The sequence below is a fragment of the Pedobacter sp. SG908 genome (assembly GCF_011759615.1).
Taxonomy (GTDB): Bacteria; Bacteroidota; Bacteroidia; order Sphingobacteriales; family Sphingobacteriaceae; genus Pedobacter; species Pedobacter riviphilus.
Genome location: NZ_JAAOYY010000003.1, coordinates 142,326 through 162,913, shown reverse-complemented (window position 1 = coordinate 162,913; position 20,588 = coordinate 142,326). Strand labels below are relative to the sequence as shown.

Below are 20,588 nucleotides of genomic sequence, written 5' to 3'. Positions count from 1 at the left end.
ACCCCTGCCTTTGCTTTTCAAAAACAATTACATAATTATGCCGTTCTACTTTTAAACAAAATAGTAACTTTGCAGCCTAATTTTGAATGAATGAATTTTTGAAAGAGTGAATGCAGTTTACGACATTCTCTCAATTAATCATTTGCTCATTCTCTCATTTCAAAAAACATGAAGAAAGTAAAAGTTGGCTTAGTGCAAATGAGTTGTACTAAAGATAAACAAGAGAATTTAGATAAAGCGATTGCTAAAGTAAGGGAAGCAGCTGCAAAAGGTGCACAGATTGTGTGTTTGCAAGAGCTTTTTACTTCTTTGTATTTCTGCGATGTTGAAGATTACGACAATTTCGATTTAGCTGAAGCTATTCCAGGGCCATCTACTGATGCTTTGCAAGTGGTAGCCAAAGAATTGGGTGTGGTAATTATTGCTTCTTTGTTTGAGAAACGTGCTGAAGGTTTGTATCACAATACCACAGCTGTTTTAGATGCTGATGGTTCGTATTTAGGTAAATACCGTAAAATGCATATTCCGGATGATCCGGCTTTCTACGAAAAATTTTACTTCACGCCAGGCGATTTAGGCTACAAGGTTTTTCAAACCAAGTTTGCTAAAATTGGTATCCTGATCTGTTGGGATCAATGGTATCCTGAAGCTTCACGTATTACGGCCTTAATGGGTGCAGATATCATGTTTTATCCAACTGCAATTGGTTGGGCTACCGATCAGGATGAAGAAACCAATCAAGATCAATACAATGCTTGGCAAACCATTCAACGTTCGCATGCAGTTGCAAACGGTGTGCCTGTAGTAAGTGTAAACCGTGTAGGTTTTGAGCAAAATGGTGCCATGAAATTCTGGGGCGGCAGTTTCGCTACCAATGCACAGGGCAAAATACTTTATTTAGGTTCTCACGATCAGGAAGAAACCGAGGTAGTTGAGCTGGATTTATCAGAATCTGATTTCTTCCGTAAACATTGGCCTTTTTTAAGAGACAGAAGAATTGATTCTTACCAGCCAATTACGAAAAGATATATTGACGGGGATTAAGCTAAGACCAAAGCTTAAATCGTAAACCCATAAATAAAAATCCATGGTTCGTGTGCTCACGGACCATTCATTTTATAAATTAAAATTAGATGTCAAACTTTCCTCCAAGAAAAGATTTAAATATCAATCAATTTGATTACTCACCGAAGAAGCAAGGTTATGCTTTCCCTGCCGAGTGGACTAAACATGAGGCAACCTGGTTAAGCTGGCCGCATAAAGAAGCCTCTTGGCCAGATAAAATCGAAACCATTTACAAACCATATTGCCAGTTCATCAAAGTAGTTGCCGAAGGTGAAAAAGTGCGCATCAATGTGAAAGATGAAGAAATGAAAGCTTTTGCGGTTTCTGAATTAACAAAAGTGGATGCGGATTTAAGCCAGATCGAATTTTATTTTAATGAAACAAACGATGCTTGGTGCCGCGACCATGGTCCAGCATTTGTGCTGAAAGGAAATGAAAAGGCTGTTGTAGATTGGGGTTACAACGCCTGGGGTGGAAAATATCCCCCTTTTGACCTGGATGATGTGATTCCGACAAAAATTGCCAAACATTTCGATTTACCTTTGTTTACGCCCGATATCGTAATGGAGGGAGGTTCAGTAGAGTTTAATGGTGCCGGAACGGTCTTAACCACTACGGCCTGTTTATTGAACGAAAACCGTAATCCGCATTTAACCAAAGAACAGATTGAGCAATATTTGCTTGAATATTATGGTCAAGATCAGGTATTATGGTTGGGAGATGGTATTGTTGGCGACGATACCGACGGTCATATTGATGATATTACGCGTTTTGTAAACGAGGATACGGTTTTAACTGTCATAGAAAGCAATCCGCTGGATGAAAATTATATCTTGTTACAGGAAAATTTGGAGACTTTAAAGGCGATGAAACTGAAAGACGGCAGACCGTTAAATATTGTAGAGTTGCCGATGCCTTCTCCAGTGATCTATGAAGATACCCGTTTACCCGCATCGTACGCAAACTTTTACATAGCCAATTCGGCTGTAATTGTGCCAATTTTTGATGATGTAAACGACCAGAAGGCCTTAGATATTATTCAAGGTTGTTTCCCTGACCGAAAAGTGATCGGTATCAATTCAGTAGATATTATCTGGGGATTGGGAAGTTTCCATTGTCTAAGTCAGCAGGAACCTGCGGTTTAAGCTTGGAGTTGGCAGTCAATCTTGCATGGTTGTCATCCTGAGCCTGTCGAAGGACTTTTTAAAGCGTTTCGATAAATTCAACATGATATCCTGGAGAAAGATTTTTTTGTAACTTTAAGCTGCTAAAAAATATTCTATGGCAAGAGTTCATAACTATTTTGTCTATATCCTGGAATGCGCTGATAAAAGTTATTATGTAGGAGTAACAAATGATTTAGAGGCTCGACTTTCTCAGCATAATGATGGTGAAAATGTTTTTGCTTATACTTTTGCAAGACGACCTCTTCTATTAAGGTATTATCAAATAGAAGATGCAATAGATTTTGAAAAGCAGGTTAAGGGCTGGAGTAGAAAGAAAAAAGAAGCTTTATTCGAAGAAGATTGGAGTGAAATTGTAAGATTATCAAACTATAAAAATAAATAACATGTTCGGTCTTCGACAGGCTCAGACTGACAAACAATAAAAATAACAAATGAAATTATTAGAAGGAAAAACAGCATTAATTACAGGCGCATCAAAAGGAATCGGCCGTAAAATAGCTGAAAAATTTGCCGAGCAGGGCGCTAATGTAGCTTTTACATATTTATCATCAGTAGAAAAAGGTGAAGCTTTAGAACAGGAGTTACAAAGCTTCGGAACAAAGGTAAAAGGTTATCGTTCTGATGCTTCTAAATTTGCTGAAGCTGAACAATTGATCAATGATATCGTAGCTGAGTTTGGTACTATTGATATCGTGGTTAACAATGCGGGTATTACCAAAGATGGTTTGTTAATGCGTATGAGCGAAGAGAACTGGGATGATGTAATCAATATTAACTTAAAATCGATCTTTAACGTAACCAAAGCGGCTTCTAAAGTGATGATGAAAGCGCGTAAAGGTGTTTTTATCAACATGAGCTCGGTCGTGGGCATTACTGGTAATGCAGGTCAGGCAAATTACGCGGCTTCTAAAGCAGGTATTATTGGTTTTACCAAATCAGTAGCTAAAGAATTAGGTTCGAGGAATATCCGTGCCAATGTGGTTGCACCAGGCTTTATCCGCACCGAAATGACCGATGTTTTGGACCCTAAAGTTGTTGAAGGCTGGGAAAAAGACATTCCGTTAAAGCGTGCTGGTGAGACTGAAGATATTGCCAATGTTTGCGTGTTCTTGGCATCAGATATGAGCGCTTATGTAACTGGTCAAACTTTATCTGTTTGCGGCGGAATGCTGTAGGGAGATAGAAGGCATAAGGTATTAAGGCGGAGGGTTTCTTTCCAAAGCTATAAAATAGTAAAGGCGTAAGGTGGGTAATGACCCTAAACCTTACGCCTTTTAGTTTTTACGTTATTTAATAGCAGAACCTTACAACAGTCCAGCCTTTAACATTTCAACTATTTTACAACATAATTCCCTTTTACCTCACTTATGTTAGCCTGTTTTTTATTCTTCTCAAAAGCTAAATACCCTGGCTGCAGCGATTTCCAAAAGCTGGCCTGAGCAGGGAATTGAGCAATGTATTTCTTCATATTTCCATCTGTCATTTTGAACGGATAGATGTTAACCGGGATCATTTCCTGGCCAGCATTTTTAGCTTCAACGCCTAAAACATAAACTTCTTTAATTTTTTCGTCAGTTAACGGAATGCATCCAACGGTTACGCAATTGCCATGAATGTAGATATCACCTCCAGATTTTCTATCTTTTCCCGTTCTGGCATAATCTACAGCATTTGGATAGTTTACGCCTAGGGATAAATGAAAGTTGCTCATGGGGTTGAAAACATTTATGTAATAAAATCCCTCAGGTGTTTGTCCATCTCCTTCAATCACTTTCGGGCCGATAGTGCCAGAATGTGCGCAGAAATCATATGTTCTAAACAACGAATAGGTTTTTGCTGAATTATTTTTTAACCATACTTCCAGTTTTCCTTCTGTTTTGTAGGCATTGATTATCATCGAGAATTGATCTCCGTAACCACCGGCCTGAACAAATTTTTTCAGCGTTTCCCATTTTTCATTATAGGCCTTTTCTACTCTTTCAAATTTAATTTGAGTGGCTTTAAAATTATTTTGGGCGTTTACCATAAGATTTAGAAACACTAGAAAGGTTAAACAGATTAATTTCATAAATTTTGGTTTGGTTAAAACTAACGAAATTATCTTTTTTAACCGCAAAGTTCGCTGAGATTTCCTAATTACCATAGCGCAAAGGCCGCTAAGTTTAGAAATTGCAGGATGCACATTCGCTTTGCGATACTTTGCGTAAATTCTTTGCGCATTTGCGGTTAATACTCTTGAAAATTTCCTCAAAATTACCATCTTTATAAAAGTATGAACAGTTTTTTCTCGGGTACATCTATTTTGTTTTTTCTCGGTTGCTTGGCTTTAGGCGCGTTGTATGCCTGGTTGCTGTATCGCGGCAACAAAAATTTGGATAAAAAACTTCAGTATGGTTTAACCGCACTGCGGATTATTGTAGTGACTACTATTGCATGGTTAATATTTGCACCGCTCATCAAAACCTTAAATTATACGTTAGATAAACCCGTAATTATTATCGGACAGGATAATTCCCTGTCTGTTGGCCAGATTAAAGCAGCAGGTTTCGACCAAAAATTATACGAGCAAAACCTCAAAACTTTACAAGATAAACTATCAGATAAGTACGAAGTGAAAACACTTCATTTTGGCGATCAGGTTGCAGATGGTTTCGATTTTAAAAATCAAGGAAAATTAACCGATGCTTCGGCTTTTTTTCAGAAAGTTAGAGATGAATATGCCAACAGAAATGTTGGTGCCATTATTTTAGCTACGGACGGTATTTTTAATCATGGTGGAAATCCGCTGTATAGCGTTAATCAGATCAATGCCCCGGTATACACGGTTGCCTTGGGTGATAGTATTCCGAAGCGTGATATATTGATCTCAAATGTGAATTACAATAATATTGTGTATTTGGATGATGACTTCACGGTTGAAGTTCAAGTGCAGGCTTTTCAAAGCAACGGCGAAAACACTTCTTTAACGGTTAGTCAAAACGGCGCTAAGATTGAGCAACATAACATAGCCATTAATGGAAGTGCTTTTGTTAAAACGATTCCCGTTAAGATTCATACAGGTAAAATTGGCGTTCAGAAATATACATTGCAATTGGGAACCCTGCAAAATGAAATTACGACCAGAAATAATAGCCAGACTTTTTATGTTGAGGTTATTGATGGCCGGCAGAAGGTATTGCTCGCAGCAGCTGCACCACATCCCGATTTAAGTGTATTAAAAGAGGCCATTTCGCTCAATAAACATTATGAAGCTAAACTAGCCCTTGCTGATGATTTAAATGCGACAGATCCTTCTAAATTCGATTTAATTGTATTGTATCAATTGCCAGATGCGCAGAATATTTCATCAGCTTTCCTCAAGAAGTTGACTGGCCTAAAAAAACCGATCTGGTATATTTTAGGTGCACAGAGTAATATAAATGCTTTTAACCAAATCCAAAATCAGGTGAATTTAAGTGCTGCTAATGGTTCGCTCCAGGAAGTATATGCTGATTTTGCCAATGGATTTACTAGTTTTAATCTTACGGAAGATAACAAGAAGCAGTTTTCATCTTTCGATCCTTTGCTAAGTCCGTTTGGAAGGTTAACCGTAAATGCAGGCGCAATACCTGTTTTTAATCAGCGTATAGGCAAAGTAAGCACGCAGCAGCCATTACTGTTCTTCGCGAACGAAAATGGCTTAAAGGTAGGTTATTTGATGGGAGAGGGGCTTTGGAGATGGAAACTTTCAGAAGCTGAAAATGAAAGCAATCAATCAGTTTTAAATGACCTGATTTCAAAAACGGTTCAATACCTATCTGTTAAAGATGATAAACGGAGGTTTAAGGTGTTTACTTCAAAGTCTGCTTACGATGAAAATGAAACTATCCAGTTTAACGGCACCCTTTATAACGATAGCTATCAGCCTGTAAATGAGTCGGAAGTTAATCTTCAGGTTAAAAATGAAGCGGGTAAAGTGTTTAATTATATTTTTTCTAAAACAGAAAATGGTTATCAGCTAGATGCAGGAACCATGCCTGCCGGAAATTATTCTTATCTCGCCAATACCGAACTGGGCGGCAAGAAATTCACAGCTACCGGTAGTTTCTATGTAAATGCGTTGATTGCAGAATTTCAGCAGACAACGGCCAATCACCAGCTTTTAAATACCATGTCTAAACAAAGCAATGGCAAATTGTTTATGCCCGAAAACCTGCTTAAAATAGCCGAGGAGATTACTAAAAACGAAAATATTAAAACCATCAGCTACGAAGATCGTAAGTACGACGAACTGATTAGTATGAAATGGCTGTTCGGTTTAATTATGATTCTGCTAGGAGTTGAGTGGTTTTTAAGAAAAAGAAACGGGGAACTTTAAGTTTGGAGTTGGGTGTACAGTCATATGTTATCATCTCATTGTGCAGTCAGATGTTACCATCTGACTGATAAATACTCCTTAAATCGGAGAATAATGAATGGTGTTCAATAATTTGAAAGTATCAGGTGGTAACACCTGACACCACGGAAAAAAGCGCTAAGTTGAAAACGCCCAACTAACCTAGTGCCATTCGTCCCGGTAAACAAACTTGGGCATGTGCCATTCGAAACGTATGGAAAGCAACCTTAGTGTTAAGCCTACTATGGCAGCCAAAACAGTAGCCAGCATTTCGGAACCATGAAAATGCTCTATGCCGATATAAATGGCACCGGTAACGATAGCTGCACTGGCATAAATCTCTTTTCTAAAAAGAAATGGAACTTCATTGCAGAGTACATCGCGAAGCACGCCGCCTGCACAACCGGTTATCATGCCACTAAAAAGTACAATTAAATAAGGTAAATGGATTTGCTGTGCTACCTGACAGCCAATAATGGTAAATACCACTAAACCTAAAGCATCAAGGTAAAGGAATAACTTTTTAAGCTTAGTCATGATCGAAGCAATAAATGCAGCAAGTAAGGCTGCGGCAGCGGTAATCACTAGATATTCAGGGTGTTCTACCCAACTCATCGGGTAATGCCCAAACAGTACATTTCTAACCGTTCCACCACCTAATGCTGTAACCCAGGCAATAATGCAGACACCAACCCAATCCATATCACGTCTGCCAGCAGAAAGCGCGGCAGTCATAGCTTCGGCTGTTATGGCGATAATGTAAAGGACGTGGAGCATTCGAATGGTTAACTGTTTGAATCGGTTAATCGGTTAACTGTTTGGCGAATTGTTTAATAGTTGAACTTGTCAACTGCCAACTGAAAATTAATCTTTTTTCTCTTCCTGGATAATCACAAAAACATCTTCATTGTCTTTTTTCATGAAATATTTTTCGCGGGCAAATTTTTCAGCTGTATTCAGATTGGTATTTAGTTCGTTTAAATCTTTTTTAACCTGGGCGGTTTCTTTCTCGAAATATTCTTTTTCTTCCTGCAGTTTATTGGCCTGACTGCGGTACTCGTATTGCGACATCATATCGTTTTTGTCGAAAAATAGCATCCACATCGCAAAAGCGACAGTTGCAAGGAAATATTTATTGCGGAACAGGTCTATTAAACGTTTCATATATTGATATGAGTTTTAGATGTGAGATCTGCAAAAAGCCAGATCTCAACAAGCAAATATAGTATTAAAATAAAAACATCCGAAGATTTAAAATCTCCGGATGTTCTGCAAATAAGTTTTTCAACTTGTTAACACTATCGTATTGGGTTTAAACCCAATGCATAATGGGTTATTTTTTAGCGTATTTGAATTTTGAACCGATGAAACGTGCATTTTCACCCAATTCTTCTTCAATACGTAATAATTGATTGTATTTTGCGATCCTGTCCGAACGTGATGCAGAACCAGTTTTAATCTGTCCGCAGTTTAATGCAACGGCTAAATCAGCAATCGTAACATCTTCAGTTTCGCCAGAACGGTGACTCATTACTGAAGTATAGCCATTGTTTTGTGCTAAAGTTACTGCATTGATGGTTTCAGTTAAAGAACCGATCTGGTTTACTTTTACCAGGATTGAGTTAGCAGTAGCCTCGTCGATACCACGTTGTAAACGGGTAACGTTAGTTACAAATAAATCATCACCAACCAATTGAACATGGTCGCCGATTTTATCCGTTAAGCTTTTCCAGCCTGTCCAGTCGTTTTCATCCATGCCATCTTCAATAGAGATAATTGGATATTTTGCAGAAAGATCAGCTAAATACTGTGCCTGCTCTTCGCTAGAACGAATTACTCCAGTAGCGCCTTCAAATTTAGTATAGTCATATTTACCATCTTTATAGAACTCAGATGATGCACAATCTAAAGCTAAACAGATTTGAGAACCTGGTTTGTAACCAGCAGTTTCAATTGCTTTTAATACGGTTTCAATTGCATCTTCAGTACCATCAAAAGTTGGTGCAAAACCACCTTCATCACCTACAGCAGTAGATAAACCTCTATCGTGAAGAATTTTTTTCAAGCTATGGAAAACTTCAGTTCCCCAACGTAAAGCCTCAGAGAAAGAAGGAGCACCAACCGGCATAATCATAAATTCCTGGAAAGCGATAGGCGCATCAGAGTGAGAACCACCGTTAATGATGTTCATCATCGGAATTGGTAAAGTGTTTGCGTTAACACCACCAATATAGCGGTATAATGGCTGGCCGATTTCGTCAGCGGCAGCTTTAGCAGCAGCCAATGAAACGCCTAAAATAGCATTAGCACCTAAGTTACCTTTGTTTTCGGTACCATCTAGGTCTAACATGATTTTATCAATTGTATTTTGCTCAAAAACATCAATACCTCTTAATGCATCAGCAATTTTAGTATTTACATTTTCTACAGCTTTTAAAACACCTTTACCTAAATATGTAGATTTATCACCATCACGTAATTCAACAGCCTCATATTGTCCAGTAGATGCACCGCTTGGTACAGCAGCACGGCCAAAAGCGCCTGCTTCTGTTACAACTTCTACTTCTACTGTTGGATTGCCTCTCGAATCGAGAATCTGTCTGGCATGGACATTAACGATTATGCTCATTTTTATTTGATTTTTTATTGATTTTTTAACCTGCTTAGTGTATAAAGTACAATTACTAAGCGCAACATCAAAGTTAGTATTATTTTTAAATAAATAAAGCGTTTTAAGGGTTAATGTTACGATAGTTGTCTGAGTTAACCGATGCTTAATTTTAAGTTAATACGAGCTGTCTGTAATGCTGTGGTTTAATTTATTATATAAAAATCAATATAAATTGTAGAAGAATTCTATTATGGTGATAGTCTGCTATAAATCGGCATTGCGAGAAGGCTTTTTCAGCCGACGAAGCAATCTTAATGCGGTCGCTATAAACCCGTAGTTGAAAGATTGCTTCGTCGTTTCTCCTCGCAATGACGATCTTTTTATTTCCTTATTTTTTAGCTTCAGCCAAAAGTTCAGAATTTAAGCGCACATATTCATCAATCTTTTGTGCTTTTGCAGCCTCAATTCCCTGTTGCGCCGTTGCTGCTGCACCAGCTTTATCGCCCATTTTCAACTGGATACGGCCTTTCCATAGCTTAAACCAAGGTGCCTTTAGATCTGATTTCTCTGCTTCAGTCATCCATTCTAAAGCTTGTTTTAAATCTTTTCCATTTTGAAAATAATATTGTGCGGCCGCAAAATATGGTTTCTTTTCACCTTTCATCGCTTCAGCAATATTAGCCATTACTTTTTCATCAATAGAAGTAGTAATATTAATGGCGTATGCACTATTTTCCCACATCATATTTAAAGTAGCCGAAGTTTCGCTAACAGCCGAAAATTGCATGGTTAAGGTTTCTACTTTATCCTTTAAAGCTGTCGTTTTTACTTTTACACGCAGTATATCATCACTTTCTTTATAGGTATAGGCACCCCATTGATCTGGCGTTTTGCTAAAAATAACTGTCCATTCGTTTTTGCCCGGGATGCTGAACAGGCCATATTCGCCTGCAGGCAGGTCTTTGCCTTCAATTTTAACATCATCGGTAAATTTAATGCGTGTAGCTGCATTTGCACCATTGCGCCAAACTACGCCCATAGGTTCCATACCGCCAAAAATTTTGCGGCCTTTAACATTCGGACGAGAGTAGGTTAAAGTTATTTTGCCCAATCCAAAATCCTGGATAATGGTTTGTCCGCTACTGGCTTGCGGGAATTTGACCCCCTGGGCATTGGCAAGATCTACTGCACCTAAAAGTGCAATAAACAGCACTACTGATTTGATCGATAATTTCATTGTTTTGTTGTTTTTGGTTTGTACGAATTTACGCAATAAGCTTTGAGTTTAACAAAATGTTTTAATTTGGCCCTTAGCTTAGCTGATGTTTCCTGAACCCGAAAATTAATTCATCAAAATATTCGCCATTTTTAAAAATGGTTCCTTTCAACTCCGCCTCGAAAACAAAACCTGCTTTTTTTAAAACCTGTTGTGAGGCCAGGTTGGTGTGTGAAGTCCTGGCGAAAATCCTTTCGATATCAAATGTTTCGAAACCATATTTAAGCATTTCTTTTATAACAAGCGGAGCAATGCCCTTGTCCCAATGTTCCTCAGCAATCCAATAGCCCATTTCTGCACTTTTGCTGTAGATATCTGCAAGTTGATGCACACCTATCGATCCGATTACTTCATCGTTCAACACAATGGCTTTGATCTGTAGGGGATCGTGACTCAAAGCTAACTGGATAAAAGCCTTTCCATCTTTTTCTTCGTACGGGAAAGGGAATTTATTGGTCAGGTATTTAGAAATATTGAAATTATTGGCATGTTTAACCAAATTTTCAACATCACTAGGTTGATAAGGGCGTAAAACTAATTGCATCGTTTATAATTTTATCAAGATAAATAAGAATTGTAACTTTTTATTAAAACTAAAGTCAGAAATAAAATGGCTTTATGTTACACTTCAATCAATTTGAAAAATCTTATTTCAATCATCTTATTTTAAAGATAGATAATATTAAAATTCCTGAAGGCATTTTCTGGATAAAAGGTAGCAATGGGGCAGGTAAAAGCACGCTGCTGAAAGCAATTGCTGGAATATTGTCTTTTAAGGGCGATATCGCAATTGGTACAGTCTACTTAAAAGATCATGGCGTTTCTTATCGAAAGCTTGTAAATTTTGCCGAAGCCGAACCGTTATACCCTGAATTTTTAACTGGATTTGAAATGGTTGATCTTTTTGCTAAAGCAAAAGGAGCTATCTCCAGTCAAGGAGAGACTTTAATAACTGATATGGGAATGAAGCCATACATCCATAACCCGGTGGGTTCATATTCTAGTGGCATGTTAAAAAAGCTGTCGTTGGTTTTGGCTTTTTTAGGGCAACCAAGATTGATCTTATTAGATGAACCTTTAAATACAATCGATGTAGAATCTTTAGAAATATTATACCGTTGGATCAATGAAAAGTATCAAAATGAAAAAATCAGTTTTCTATTGTCTTCACATCAATCATTGGATGAAGCGAAACTGCCTGGATTAAAACAGATTAATATTGACGATAAAAAAATAACATTGAATTTTTAATGTCTTTGCTTTCAAATACTGCCTTAAAGAAAATATTTGTTGATGGATTTTACCGTACCCATGCAGGTATGTTGGTATTCATCTTTGTGATACTGATCAGTTACTGTTTGTTTATTAATACTTTGGGCACTGTTCGGCCGGAGCAAATTGACTTCTGGCAGTTTTTCTTTACCATTAGTATAGTGAGTAATCCACTTATTTTAACTTTTTACCTGATAGGAAGTTCATTTTATGCTTATAAAAGCTTAAAATATGTTTTAAGCCAGCTTGCTTTGCCCCAACAAGAGTTTCTCTATTATAGTTTTACCGCATCAAGTAAAAAACAGCAGTTTAAAAATTGGTTTATAGTACAGGTATATATTTTCATCCCGGTTTTAAGTTATACGTTATGTGCAATAACCGTTGGACTGATATTTGGTTTCTACTTTATCTCTATAGTTATATTACTTTTTCAGCTGCTACTGATTATGGCTGGTGCCTATATCTGTTTAAAAGAAAATAATTGTTTAATCGAGGCTAATAGACCCAGTTGGTTGATCAGGATTAACAGAAAATGGAATAAGCCAGTCTTTTTGTTATACAGTTTTCAGGTTTTCAATCAATCGAAGCTGGCTTACGTGCTTACCAAGCTGCTTTCATGGGTATTGATTTCGAGTGTGTTTTTGGTTTTTACTGATCTTAAAGATAATGATAAGTTGCTCAAGCTGATTACTTCCTGTATTGTTGTGGCGCATGTAGCCATCATTTATCAGGAAAAGATCTTTAACGATCGCTATCTGTCTTTCCTCTCAAATTTTCCATTTACCAAAGCGAAGATATTCTTTAGCTTTTGTTTAAACTATCTCGTTTTATTATTGCCCGAAATATGTTGGATATTTACCAACTTTGGTATTTTAACATCGCTTGAGTTAATCGCATTTGCCTTTTCTGCAATTTTGTTATTTAGAAGTTTGCTTTTACCGAGTGGGATTCGGGTTAAAGGGTTTTTAATAGGCGTTTTTTGTCTGTTTTTTCTTTTCTACATCTTTATTATGTTTGGCTTAGGCTCAATCCTAATTCCGATAAATATGGTTGTGGCTTGGATGGTGTTTAGGAGAAATTATTTGAATGATAATTTGGGAGGTATTTAAGGTAAGGGTTTGTCTATCACGATTATCATGTTGAATTTATTTTACACGTAGAAATAGTACTTTCCATTGCCTTGTAGCTACTGTGTGGCCAACATTTTTCCTGCCATTTATGAGTGCGATATTGTAAAAAGTAAATAATTAATTTTACGGGAGTTCTGTGAAGACACAGATCATGGAATGGGATAGTAATGTTTTGATATTACTTCAATTCATCTAATACCCTAAACAGCTTCTTGTTAATCCCACTTCCGCTATAATTATTAATATTAATCACTACCACATATTTGTTGCCCGCAGCATCAGTATGGTAACCTGCAAACGCCGAAACGTCATTTATCGTTCCGCTTTTAATCTTCATGCCATTGTATTCTGGCAGGGCTTTATAATAATCAGGAAACCAATTTTCTTTTTGAATCTGGAAAAGTATACTGGCCATTGCCGAAGTGGTTATCCTATCACCTGGAGAAAGCCCGCTGCCGTCGATAATATTCAATGCTGTTCTTTCAATGCCTTTATCGGCCCAGAAACTGATTTCAGTTTCTGCCCCTTTACTTGTTGTACCCAATTTGCCTGATTTTATCGCAATGGTTTTTAAAAGCGATTCGCCATATAAATTGATGCTTTTCTTTAAAAACCAATAGGTGATCTCACTTAAGTTAGGCGAACTTATGGTGCTTATTTTCTGTGTAATAGAAGGAATTACCTGGTTATTTAAAGTCATCAAGCGAGCCGTTGTTGCTTGTTGGTTGGTCGGGATTCCCAATCTTTTAAGGGTATCCTGTAAGCGGTAAGCACAATCAAAAGCAGGATCGGGTGTTGCGACTGAAATCCCCGATTTACTTATGCCGATGCCCCAGCTACCACGGATATAAGCGGTATTGCTATATGGAGGCAAAAAAGCATAAGCCCGATCTCCAGATCCCAGATCGCCTGTTTTTAATTCATTTACAACTTGAACATAAGGTGTAGCCGGAACTGTTTTTACAATTTTTACTGCATCTGCTGTGCTACTTCCAGGCCTTAGCTGAATATCGAATTGATTTTCCCGCCAGGCTAAACCTGAAGTTCCTGCACCATAGTAATTGCCAATATCTTGCCAAACCCAGCCTTCAGGAGTTGTTTGTGTACCGAAAATGCGATCGTCTCCAATTACTGTACCTTCAATTTTTTTGATACCTGCCGATTTTATTGCAGCAACCCATTGCGTTAAAACAGCATTCTCTTTGTTTTGATATCGCCAGGAGCCCAAAGTGGGGTCGCCACTGCCAATAATGATCAGGTTTCCTTTTAATATTCCTTCTGTAGTAATGGTTCCGGTATAGGCCAATGTGGTTTGGAATTGAAAATCTTTCCCTAAAATACTGAAAGCCGTGGCTGCAGTTATGGTTTTTAAGGTTGAAGCCGTAGCCAGGCCGATTTGCTCATTTTTGGCATAAAGCGTTTTGCCTGTATTGGCATCTAAAACGCAAAGTGAAGCTATGGCATGTTTTGCCTGTTCATCATTTAATAAATTATCGAAGGCTTTTTCAAGGTTCTGAACTCGGTTTTGGGCAATTGTAATGTTTGCAGCAAAAACTAGAAACAATAGAGAATATATTTTTAATCGCATAGAGATTTTATCCATTGAAGATTAACAAAGATAAAATTAAAAGGCTAATCACTAATTTATACATCACTTAATGATTATAATCTTCAAATTATACGTTTTTAATTTCATACCGTTTATCCATTAAACAGTTTGTTGCGCTTAATTTCTTTTCCCTTTCTCAATTTTAATGCGTGATAGATGCTTGGTACGTCGTTGGTCCATTTTTTTAGGGTGAAAACAATGGCGAGTATTTCCAATCTCGTTGCCAGCCCGATCCAAAAGCAAAACTCAAATAATATTACCGATTCGCAATGAACTATAATTTCAACCAAAGTGGTAAATATAGTCAAAGTCCATATTTTGGCGCCGATAGAATGCGTAGCGATTTCTTTTCTGAATTTGATATAGCTTAATGTATAGGTTGAAGCTTCGAAAGCGCCAAGGACAATCAGTTTTACCAAGTTGACTTTGAAAAAATCGGGACATTGTAAATAAGTAGCAACCGCAACTGAAATAAAAAATACCTGATCGATGCTGGAGTCTAAACGTCGTAATTTTTCTGTGGAGATATTGAGTTTTCTGGCTATTATTCCATCGAATACATCTGTTAATAAACCGATCGATAATAATGTGATTGCCAGAAAAGAATAGTGATTGGTGTGGAAAAAGCTTAATAGTATTATTATAAACCCAATCAGTAATCTGGAATATATTAAAGCGATTGGAATATGTTTCATGTTGGAGCGCAGGTATAAAAAAAGTCTCCCGATTTTTTACATCGGGAGACTTTTCTTGGGATTATTGATTAAACTAATTCTTTCTGAATTAGATATTCGGCAATCTGAACAGCATTGGTTGCAGCGCCTTTGCGCAAATTATCTGCAACAATCCAAAGGTTTAATGCTTTCGGTGCCGATTCGTCTCTACGGATACGGCCTACAAAAACTTCATCTTTTTCATGCGCATCTTTAGGCATTGGGTATTTTAGGTTAGCAACATCATCAATAACGATCACGCCTGGTGCTTTTTCTAAAATACTACGCACTTCCGCTAAATCGAAATCATTTTCGAACTCGATATTTACTGATTCTGAGTGGCCGCCCATAACCGGAATACGAACTGTAGTAGCGGTAACTTTAATGCTATCATCGCTCATGATTTTGTTCGTTTCTTTAACCATTTTCATTTCTTCTTTGGTATATCCGTTATCTGTGAAAACATCAATATGCGGAAGAACATTCAAATCAATTTCGTATGGATAAGCTTTAGGGCCATCAATGCCTTTACGCTCGTTCATTAGCTGCTCAACGGCTTTAACACCTGTACCTGTAACCGATTGATAGGTGGAAACGATTACACGTTTAATTTTGTATTTATCGTGCAACGGTTTTAAAACCACAACCATTTGAATGGTAGAACAATTCGGGTTGGCAATGATTTTGTTATCGATAGAAAGTTCGTGTGCATTAACTTCCGGTACAATTAATTTAATTGCAGGATCCATCCGCCATGCAGAAGAGTTATCGATAACGGTTGTTCCGGCTTCTTTAAAACGCGGAGCATGTTCCAATGAAGTATTTCCACCTGCCGAAAACAAAGCGATATCTGGTTTCATGCTGATTGCAGTACCCATGCTAACAATTGGGAACTTCTTACCCTTAAAAGTAATTTCCTTGCCAACACTCTTTTCTGATGCTACGGGAATTAACTCTGTTAAAGGGAAATTTCTTTCCTCCAATACTTTTAACATGACAGTGCCGACCAATCCGGTGGCACCCACTACTGCTACTTTCATTTTAAATTTTAATTATTTTTTATTAAACATTTGATATAAGTCCAAATATGCTAAAAATTAAGCTTATATCCCTATCGTTGCCAATTTAATTTGCTTTTAATATTTAAAATCTTACCTTTTCAATAGAAAATAAGATTAAAAAGATTAGGCATAATTCGATTTAGCTATACTTGAAGTGTATTAAATGAGAAGGTGTTTGGTGACCTTAGGTTGTAGATCGCGTAACAACTCGAGTGAGTCGTCGCCCTGACCTGAGTTTACGAAAGCTACTAAGTAAACCGAGCTGACAGAAGGTAATTTATTTCAGGTCTATTTCGCAAGAAAGATGCTGAACTAAATTCAGCATGACGATCGGAGAGATTTAAACCTCGCAAGTTTTAGAAACCTGCGAGGTTTGGATAAGTTTTAAATCAAATTGGCTTTGATATAATCGCAGCTTGTTTTGATTGAACGAATAGGATCAGGTTGATAGTTGGTTTCGTGCTCGACAAAGAAATGTTGCATGCCTGAAAGTTTTGCCTGGGCAAAAATGCTTTTAAAATCAATAGAACCTTTACCCACTTCGGTATTCCATTCAGGTTTGGCTTTATCCATATCTTTAACATGCCACATTGGGAAGCGGCCTGGATATTTTTTAAACAAAGCTAGCGGATCATTACCCGAGCGTACAACCCAGTATAAATCCATTTCGAAATTGACCAGATTTTTATCGGTTTCGCTTAAGTAAACATCATAACCAGTGGTATCGCCTAATTTTTTAAATTCGAAATCGTGGTTGTGGTAAGCAAATTTTAAACCCGATGCTTTTGCAATTTCGGCAACTTTGTTAAAAGCTTCAGCAGTTTTCTTAAAGCCATCCACACCTTTGCTCATGTCTACATGTGCACCAGCAATAGTAAAAAATTTACCGCCAATGGCTGCTGAAGATTCGATATCTGCCTTTAACTTATCAGTTTTGCCTGTTTTTAAAAAATCATCCATGCCATAATGACCGCTTGGTGCTTTTAAACCATTGGCATTAAGTAATGCTTTAAATTCTTTTGGAGTTAAGCCCCAAAATTTTCCGTTAGAAAAACCATAAGTTTCAACTTCTTTATAACCGGCCTGTGCTACTTTTTCGATAATACCTTTAACATCTTTTGGCAATTCATTACGTAAAGAGTACAGTTGTAAACCAATATTTTTACTGGCTTTATCAAAGGCAAAAGAAGGGATTAAGAATGCTGCTCCAGCGGCTAACCCTGCTTGCTTTAAGAATGTTCTTCTTGAATTCATCTCTTTTTAAATGATCTCCTTTTTAATGTAAGCGCAGCTTGCTGCAACAGATGCCATTGGATTTGGTTTGTAGTTGGTTTCGTGCTCAACAAAGAAATGTTTCATACCCGAAAGTTTAGCATTGGCAAAAATCGGTTTGAAATTTATAGCGCCGGTTCCTACTTCAGCATTTAAGGCTGGATTAGCTTTATCCATATCTTTAACATGCCACATGGTAAAACGGCCGGGATTTTCTTTAAACAGTTTTATAGGATCGTTTCCTGAACGTACCACCCAATACAGATCGAGTTCGAAATCAACTAATTTTTTATCGGTACCTTTTAACAAAATTTCATAACCGGTAGTATTGCCAATTTTTTCGAATTCAAAATTGTGGTTGTGGTAAGCTAAACGGATACCAGCTGCTTTACACATTTTCCCAGCTTCATTTATTCTGGCTGCAATTTTCTTATAATCCTCAGCATTTTTTCTGATGCTTGAATCTAACCAGGGAATGGTTACATACTCGCTTTTAAGTACTTTAGCTGCTGCAATTGCAGCTTTTAATTCAGTTGTATTGCCATCGCTTAAATAAGTGCCTAAACCATAATGACCACTTGGTGCTTTTAATCCATTATCATCTAGCAGTTTTTTAAACTGGGCAGGTGTTAAACCCCAAAACTGATCCTTTATTGAAAAGCCATATGTTTCAACTTCTTTAAAACCAGCTTTGGCAATTTTTTCTAATGTCCCTTTTACATCTTTTGGCAATTCTTCTCTTAATGAATACAATTGGAGGCCAACTGCTCTTTTATCGGCTGCTGCAAAAACAAATGAGGGAACTAAAAGCGCCGCTGCTGCAGCCATGCTGCTGTTGATTATAAAATTTCTTCTTGATATCATAATGTAGATTAAATATCGCAGATCTCAACAGCCTTTTTTAATGAGGCAATTTTATCTGCTTGTTTAGGTATAAATTCTTGTGCCACGTAACCTTTAAAGCCGGTTTCGGCAATGGCTTTCATAATAGCTGGGTAATACAGCTCCTGGGTATCGTCTATTTCATTGCGGCCAGGTACGCCTGCAGTGTGATAGTGTGCAATATACTGGTGATAATCTCTGATGTTTCTGATTACGTCACCTTCATCAATTTGCATGTGATAAATATCGTAAAGCAATTTGAAGTTTTCTGAACCCACACGTTTGCAAAGCTCAGCTCCCCATGATGTTCTATCGCATTGATAATCTTTATGGTTAACTTTGCTATTTAGCAACTCCATAACCAATACTACATTGTGCTTTTCGGCCAAAGGAATTAACTGTTTTAACCCTTTAACGCAATTGTTCCAACCGGTTTCATCATCTTTACCCCGACGGTTTCCACTAAAGCAGATCAGGTTTTTATAACCAGCTTCGGCAACAAGCGGAATCATTGCGGTATAATTTTGAATTAACTTTTCGTGAAATTTTTCGTCGTTAAAACCGTCTACTAAATTAATCTCTGCACCATTACACATGGTAGATTCCAAACCATGTTTTTTTAAAGTAGGCCAATCTTTCGGTCCCACCAAATCAATGCCTTTAATACCTATTTTTTTTGCTTCGATGCAGAGTGCTTCTACCTCGAAACTACTGAAACACCAGCGGCATACGGCGTGGTTAATATTTCCTTTTAGCCTAAGCGGCTCGTTTGATTCTCGTTTATCCATTGCGAGGGCTGATAGTCCTGAAGAAACTCCAATCGCAGCGGTCCCTGCGACGATGTTCTTTAATGCATTTCTCCTATTTATGTTAGAGGCCATATTAAACTGCTTTAGCGTCTATTTCAGACTTGGTTTTATCGTTAAAAACTAGTGCAAATAATAAAAATACCACCAGGGCAATCCCAGCAGGTATAATCCAGATCATTTTCCAATCCATTACCCCATCTGCAGCTTTGTAGGCGTCAGAAATTTTACCTGCTACAGCAAATCCAATCAACATGCCTACACCATAAGTAGCTAAGGTAATTAAGCCTTGGGCTGAACTTTTAAAACGTTCGCCAGCTTTCGAGTTGGTATAAATCTGCCCTGAAACGAAAAAGAAATCGTAACAAACGCCATGTAAAGCGATTCCTAAAATTAACATGAAGCTCAATTCGCCTGCGTTACCATAAGCAAATAATGCATAACGTACTGCCCATGCCAGCATACCCACCAAGATGGTCATTTTAAAACCGAATCTTTTAAAAAATACAGGGATAAACAATAAGAAAATAACTTCTGAAGCTTGGCCTATAGTCATTTTTCCTGTAGGGTTATCCATACCGATATTTGAAAGGAATGGGTTTGCATTTTGATAATAAAAAGCAAGAGGAATACAGATCAAAATAGATGAAATAAAGAAAATCAAGAAGTTTCTGTCTTTCAAAAGTTTTAAAGCATCAAGGCCTAAAACATCAGAAACGGTAATTTTTTCATCTGAAGAGACTTTAGGTGGCGTTTTTGGCAAGGTAAAGCTGAATAAACCTAAAGCTAAAGATACTATACCGGCCATTAAGAAAGTATTCTTCAATAAACCAGCCTCTGTACCTTCTTTTGAATCCCAATGGAAGAAATAACTGATTAGTAAGCCTGCGGCAATCCAGCCTATAGTACCCCAGATGCGGATTGATGAAAACTCTTTTTCCGGATCTTTCATTTGATTGAAAGAAACTGAGTTGACCAGAGCTAGTGTTGGCATAAAAAGGATCATGTAACCCAACACGTATGGGTAAAAAATGCTAACATCGGTAGCGTTGTACATTTGATACATTAATACAGCACCAATGATATGAAGTACGCCTAAAATTCTTTCAGCGTTAAAATACCTGTCGGCTATTAAGCCTACAATAAAAGGAGCGATGATGGCGCCCCACGATTGGGTTGAAAATACAGCTCCGGTTTCTGAACCAGTAGCTTTAAGATTGTTTCCTAAGAAAGTCCCAAGTGTTACAAACCAGGCGCCCCAGATAAAAAATTCCAGGAACATCATGGCAGAGAGTTTGAAGCGGGTAGTGCTATTCATTTGGTTATATA

General features: G+C 37.5%; 20 protein-coding genes. 7 read left to right on the top strand and 13 right to left on the bottom strand.

Features of this window, described 5'->3' with window-relative positions; genetic code table 11:
* Positions 1–168 precede the first annotated feature (168 nt).
* From FHT21_RS21400 to fabG, 4 genes are all read left to right on the top strand, one after another.
* A complete protein-coding gene (locus FHT21_RS21400; protein ID WP_167296778.1) occupies positions 169–1,044 on the top strand; it encodes a carbon-nitrogen hydrolase in 876 nt (291 codons plus the stop codon).
* An 89-nt stretch (positions 1,045–1,133) separates the two neighbouring features.
* On the top strand, positions 1,134–2,210 hold the full coding sequence (locus FHT21_RS21395) for an agmatine deiminase family protein (RefSeq protein ID WP_167296777.1): 1,077 nt from the start codon (positions 1,134–1,136) through the stop codon (positions 2,208–2,210).
* Positions 2,211–2,346: 136 nt separating this feature from the next.
* Entirely contained in the window at positions 2,347–2,634 is a 288-nt protein-coding gene (locus tag FHT21_RS21390; RefSeq protein WP_167296776.1) for a GIY-YIG nuclease family protein, read from the top strand.
* Between the two features lie 49 nt (positions 2,635–2,683).
* Positions 2,684–3,427, top strand: coding sequence for a 3-oxoacyl-[acyl-carrier-protein] reductase (fabG, locus tag FHT21_RS21385; protein ID WP_167296775.1), 744 nt, complete (start codon positions 2,684–2,686; stop codon positions 3,425–3,427).
* A 158-nt stretch (positions 3,428–3,585) separates the two neighbouring features.
* On the opposite strand, the gene FHT21_RS21380 is transcribed toward fabG, so the two are convergent.
* Complete coding sequence (locus FHT21_RS21380) at positions 3,586–4,320, bottom strand: L,D-transpeptidase family protein (RefSeq protein ID WP_167296774.1); 735 nt, start codon at positions 4,318–4,320, stop codon at positions 3,586–3,588.
* A 204-nt stretch (positions 4,321–4,524) separates the two neighbouring features.
* Between FHT21_RS21380 and FHT21_RS21375 the strand changes: the two genes are divergently transcribed.
* Positions 4,525–6,609, top strand: a complete 2,085-nt coding sequence (locus FHT21_RS21375; protein ID WP_167296773.1) for a hypothetical protein — start codon at positions 4,525–4,527, stop codon at positions 6,607–6,609.
* A 180-nt stretch (positions 6,610–6,789) separates the two neighbouring features.
* Here FHT21_RS21375 and FHT21_RS21370 read toward each other — a convergent pair whose 3' ends face one another.
* The 5 genes from FHT21_RS21370 to FHT21_RS21350 all read right to left on the bottom strand — a co-directional run bounded on the left by FHT21_RS21370 (position 6,790) and on the right by FHT21_RS21350 (position 11,058).
* The gene (locus FHT21_RS21370) at positions 6,790–7,404 is read right to left on the bottom strand and encodes a trimeric intracellular cation channel family protein (RefSeq protein ID WP_167296772.1); all 615 of its coding nucleotides are present in this window, start codon (positions 7,402–7,404) and stop codon (positions 6,790–6,792) included.
* A gap of 87 nt (positions 7,405–7,491) precedes the next feature.
* Positions 7,492–7,791: a septum formation initiator family protein gene (locus tag FHT21_RS21365; RefSeq protein WP_025145767.1), complete on the bottom strand. Its 300-nt coding sequence runs from the start codon at positions 7,789–7,791 to the stop codon at positions 7,492–7,494.
* A gap of 169 nt (positions 7,792–7,960) precedes the next feature.
* Complete coding sequence (eno, locus tag FHT21_RS21360) at positions 7,961–9,256, bottom strand: phosphopyruvate hydratase (RefSeq protein WP_029278432.1); 1,296 nt, start codon at positions 9,254–9,256, stop codon at positions 7,961–7,963.
* 370 nt (positions 9,257–9,626) lie between these two features.
* Entirely contained in the window at positions 9,627–10,475 is an 849-nt protein-coding gene (locus FHT21_RS21355) for a DUF2911 domain-containing protein (protein WP_167296771.1), read from the bottom strand.
* A 73-nt stretch (positions 10,476–10,548) separates the two neighbouring features.
* The gene (locus FHT21_RS21350; RefSeq protein ID WP_167296770.1) at positions 10,549–11,058 is read right to left on the bottom strand and encodes a GNAT family N-acetyltransferase; all 510 of its coding nucleotides are present in this window, start codon (positions 11,056–11,058) and stop codon (positions 10,549–10,551) included.
* Positions 11,059–11,132: 74 nt separating this feature from the next.
* Here FHT21_RS21350 and FHT21_RS21345 point away from each other — a divergent pair, with 74 nt between their 5' ends.
* Together FHT21_RS21345 and FHT21_RS21340 are read left to right on the top strand one after the other, a co-directional pair.
* Positions 11,133–11,765, top strand: a complete 633-nt coding sequence (locus FHT21_RS21345; protein WP_167296769.1) for an ATP-binding cassette domain-containing protein — start codon at positions 11,133–11,135, stop codon at positions 11,763–11,765.
* Complete coding sequence (locus FHT21_RS21340) at positions 11,765–12,895, top strand: hypothetical protein (protein ID WP_167296768.1); 1,131 nt, start codon at positions 11,765–11,767, stop codon at positions 12,893–12,895. The genes FHT21_RS21345 and FHT21_RS21340 overlap by 1 nt, the downstream gene beginning before the upstream one ends.
* Before the next feature lie 199 nt (positions 12,896–13,094).
* Here FHT21_RS21340 and dacB read toward each other — a convergent pair whose 3' ends face one another.
* The 7 genes from dacB to FHT21_RS21305 all read right to left on the bottom strand — a co-directional run bounded on the left by dacB (position 13,095) and on the right by FHT21_RS21305 (position 20,577).
* Positions 13,095–14,519, bottom strand: a complete 1,425-nt coding sequence (dacB, locus tag FHT21_RS21335) for a D-alanyl-D-alanine carboxypeptidase/D-alanyl-D-alanine-endopeptidase (RefSeq protein ID WP_167296767.1) — start codon at positions 14,517–14,519, stop codon at positions 13,095–13,097.
* Between the two features lie 98 nt (positions 14,520–14,617).
* Positions 14,618–15,220, bottom strand: coding sequence for a CDP-alcohol phosphatidyltransferase family protein (locus FHT21_RS21330; RefSeq protein ID WP_167296766.1), 603 nt, complete (start codon positions 15,218–15,220; stop codon positions 14,618–14,620).
* Positions 15,221–15,288: 68 nt separating this feature from the next.
* Complete coding sequence (locus FHT21_RS21325; RefSeq protein WP_167296765.1) at positions 15,289–16,278, bottom strand: aspartate-semialdehyde dehydrogenase; 990 nt, start codon at positions 16,276–16,278, stop codon at positions 15,289–15,291.
* Positions 16,279–16,683: 405 nt separating this feature from the next.
* The gene (locus FHT21_RS21320) at positions 16,684–17,553 is read right to left on the bottom strand and encodes a sugar phosphate isomerase/epimerase (RefSeq protein ID WP_167296764.1); all 870 of its coding nucleotides are present in this window, start codon (positions 17,551–17,553) and stop codon (positions 16,684–16,686) included.
* Between the two features lie 6 nt (positions 17,554–17,559).
* Positions 17,560–18,435 carry a sugar phosphate isomerase/epimerase gene (locus FHT21_RS21315; RefSeq protein WP_167296763.1) on the bottom strand — a complete coding sequence of 292 codons (876 nt, stop codon included), beginning with the start codon at positions 18,433–18,435 and terminating at the stop codon, positions 17,560–17,562.
* An 8-nt stretch (positions 18,436–18,443) separates the two neighbouring features.
* The gene (locus tag FHT21_RS21310) at positions 18,444–19,334 is read right to left on the bottom strand and encodes a TIM barrel protein (protein ID WP_167296762.1); all 891 of its coding nucleotides are present in this window, start codon (positions 19,332–19,334) and stop codon (positions 18,444–18,446) included.
* Between the two features lies 1 nt (position 19,335).
* Complete coding sequence (locus FHT21_RS21305; protein ID WP_167296761.1) at positions 19,336–20,577, bottom strand: nucleoside permease; 1,242 nt, start codon at positions 20,575–20,577, stop codon at positions 19,336–19,338.
* Positions 20,578–20,588 lie beyond the last annotated feature (11 nt).

What these genes read in the sequence shown, in the direction of transcription:
- FHT21_RS21400 (WP_167296778.1), top strand. Translation starts at nt 169, where the DNA reads ATGAAGAAAGTAAAAGTTGGCTTAGTGCAAATGAGTTGTACTAAAGAT.
- FHT21_RS21395 (WP_167296777.1), top strand. Translation starts at nt 1,134, where the DNA reads ATGTCAAACTTTCCTCCAAGAAAAGATTTAAATATCAATCAATTTGAT.
- FHT21_RS21390 (WP_167296776.1), top strand. Translation starts at nt 2,347, where the DNA reads ATGGCAAGAGTTCATAACTATTTTGTCTATATCCTGGAATGCGCTGAT.
- fabG (WP_167296775.1), top strand. Translation starts at nt 2,684, where the DNA reads ATGAAATTATTAGAAGGAAAAACAGCATTAATTACAGGCGCATCAAAA.
- FHT21_RS21380 (WP_167296774.1), bottom strand. Translation starts at nt 4,320, where the DNA reads ATGAAATTAATCTGTTTAACCTTTCTAGTGTTTCTAAATCTTATGGTA.
- FHT21_RS21375 (WP_167296773.1), top strand. Translation starts at nt 4,525, where the DNA reads ATGAACAGTTTTTTCTCGGGTACATCTATTTTGTTTTTTCTCGGTTGC.
- FHT21_RS21370 (WP_167296772.1), bottom strand. Translation starts at nt 7,404, where the DNA reads ATGCTCCACGTCCTTTACATTATCGCCATAACAGCCGAAGCTATGACT.
- FHT21_RS21365 (WP_025145767.1), bottom strand. Translation starts at nt 7,791, where the DNA reads ATGAAACGTTTAATAGACCTGTTCCGCAATAAATATTTCCTTGCAACT.
- eno (WP_029278432.1), bottom strand. Translation starts at nt 9,256, where the DNA reads ATGAGCATAATCGTTAATGTCCATGCCAGACAGATTCTCGATTCGAGA.
- FHT21_RS21355 (WP_167296771.1), bottom strand. Translation starts at nt 10,475, where the DNA reads ATGAAATTATCGATCAAATCAGTAGTGCTGTTTATTGCACTTTTAGGT.
- FHT21_RS21350 (WP_167296770.1), bottom strand. Translation starts at nt 11,058, where the DNA reads ATGCAATTAGTTTTACGCCCTTATCAACCTAGTGATGTTGAAAATTTG.
- FHT21_RS21345 (WP_167296769.1), top strand. Translation starts at nt 11,133, where the DNA reads ATGTTACACTTCAATCAATTTGAAAAATCTTATTTCAATCATCTTATT.
- FHT21_RS21340 (WP_167296768.1), top strand. Translation starts at nt 11,765, where the DNA reads ATGTCTTTGCTTTCAAATACTGCCTTAAAGAAAATATTTGTTGATGGA.
- dacB (WP_167296767.1), bottom strand. Translation starts at nt 14,519, where the DNA reads ATGGATAAAATCTCTATGCGATTAAAAATATATTCTCTATTGTTTCTA.
- FHT21_RS21330 (WP_167296766.1), bottom strand. Translation starts at nt 15,220, where the DNA reads ATGAAACATATTCCAATCGCTTTAATATATTCCAGATTACTGATTGGG.
- FHT21_RS21325 (WP_167296765.1), bottom strand. Translation starts at nt 16,278, where the DNA reads ATGAAAGTAGCAGTAGTGGGTGCCACCGGATTGGTCGGCACTGTCATG.
- FHT21_RS21320 (WP_167296764.1), bottom strand. Translation starts at nt 17,553, where the DNA reads ATGAATTCAAGAAGAACATTCTTAAAGCAAGCAGGGTTAGCCGCTGGA.
- FHT21_RS21315 (WP_167296763.1), bottom strand. Translation starts at nt 18,435, where the DNA reads ATGATATCAAGAAGAAATTTTATAATCAACAGCAGCATGGCTGCAGCA.
- FHT21_RS21310 (WP_167296762.1), bottom strand. Translation starts at nt 19,334, where the DNA reads ATGGCCTCTAACATAAATAGGAGAAATGCATTAAAGAACATCGTCGCA.
- FHT21_RS21305 (WP_167296761.1), bottom strand. Translation starts at nt 20,577, where the DNA reads ATGAATAGCACTACCCGCTTCAAACTCTCTGCCATGATGTTCCTGGAA.